Raw genomic sequence first — 1,068 nt, forward strand, 5'->3', positions numbered from 1 at the left:
ATCAACATGAATTGGGGGTTGTTCTACTTTGACCCACTTGGATAATTGTTCAACCGACGGATTAATGGCTGTTTCTACTCGTTGATTGGTGGCTACGATGGTCCCCATACCTATCTCAATTTGCCCTAACTCCCACAACATCTCTTGTTGCTTTTCATAAGGTAGATGTCCATAATTCCCTAACCATCCCAGAAAAGCTTGTAACTTCACTCCTAAATCTTGTCCTGGGACGGTCTTGGGCGACCAATTCGCTTTGGTCACTTCACCACAATGCCCACAGCGACAATGATGACGATGATATTCTACTACCTCAATGGGTTTATCTACCAGTTGTGCTACCTGCTGAGAATCAACTTTCACTGGTTCTATTAATAATTCTGTTTGACCACAGTGACTACATATTGATGGTTGCAAGATTTGAATTCTGTCAATTCTCCCAAAGCCTTTCCTTGTTTTTCCCTTATGTCCAGGTTGTCCCCCTGGTTTTCTTTTCTTATCCTTATCGTCTTCAGTTGTTTTAGCCTTCTCAGACTTTTTCAATAAGTCTGTTGATGGGGGTTTTGATGAGGTTTGGCTATCTAAATTACGACTGAGCTTTAATTTTTCTATTTCTTTTTGTAGCTGCTCGATAAGTTTCTGTTGAGCCAAGATAATTTGTACCAACCCAGATTTTGACAGTTGGTTTAATTCGTCTGGATTTAACTGTACTCCTGGTTCAGTTTGACTCATACCGTTACTTTAGCGCAGTCAGCCTGTTTGTCAATATTTGCCACCTGAATCCTTACCATCTTGCACCAAGGAAAGATAAAATGGTTTTGTCATGAATTGACTCTAGTAAATTTTGAAAGATTAAAGAAAGATGTCTAAAATACCTGTAATTTCAGAACATATTTGTATGACTCCAGGAGTTTGTGGGGGAAAACCTCGTATTGCTGGTCATCGAATTAAAGTACAAGATATTGTTATTTGGTATGAAGAAATGGGACTTTCTCCCGATGAAATTGTTTCTCGACATCCAACGATTACTTTAGCAGATGTTTATGCAGCGTTAACTTATTATCATGATAA

General features: G+C 38.9%; 1 protein-coding gene and 1 pseudogene. One reads left to right on the forward strand and one right to left on the reverse strand.

Annotated features, from left to right (window positions below):
- Window positions 1-729: pseudogene (locus CY0110_RS27795) on the reverse strand (IS66-like element ISCysp3 family transposase); the annotation flags it as partial.
- 130 nt (window positions 730-859) lie between these two features.
- Here CY0110_RS27795 and CY0110_RS27800 point away from each other — a divergent pair.
- Window positions 860-1,068 (forward strand): DUF433 domain-containing protein (locus CY0110_RS27800; protein ID WP_008279014.1); only part of this gene is annotated, 209 nt, incomplete at its 3' end.

It is taken from the genome of Crocosphaera chwakensis CCY0110 (genome assembly GCF_000169335.1).
Lineage (GTDB): Bacteria > Cyanobacteriota > Cyanobacteriia > Cyanobacteriales > Microcystaceae > Crocosphaera > Crocosphaera chwakensis.